Raw genomic sequence first — 351 nt, forward strand, 5'->3', positions numbered from 1 at the left:
ATAATATGCCCAAGTTTCACAATATTGTCTGGTTTCTTGCGGTCGGCGCCGCGCTGACCGGTGGGGCCATGCCCGTGGGCACTCCCGCCGTCACGAGCCCTCCCGCGCAGGATGTGCCGGTCAAGGCACCGCCGGGTGATCGGACCGCCGCGGCGATGCGGGCGTACCTGCGGGATCTGGCCCTGAACAACCGGTTCACCGGGGCGGTGCTGGTGGTGCGGCGCGGGGAGGTGCTGGTGCGGGCCGCCGCCGGTGCGGCGGACGCGGAGAGGCGCATCCCCAACCGGCCGGACACGGTCTTCCGGATCGCCTCGGTCACCAAGCAGTTCACCTCGATGATCATGCTGAAGC

Annotated in this window: 1 protein-coding gene; it reads left to right on the forward strand. The window is 68.9% G+C overall.

The window, feature by feature from the left end; all coding sequences use genetic code 11:
* Window positions 1–68 precede the first annotated feature (68 nt).
* Window positions 69–351 (forward strand): serine hydrolase (locus QSK26_RS41540; RefSeq protein ID WP_285780870.1); only part of this gene is annotated, 283 nt, incomplete at its 3' end.

Source organism: Microtetraspora sp. NBRC 13810, assembly GCF_030268685.1.
Lineage (GTDB): Bacteria > Actinomycetota > Actinomycetes > Streptosporangiales > Streptosporangiaceae > BSRQ01.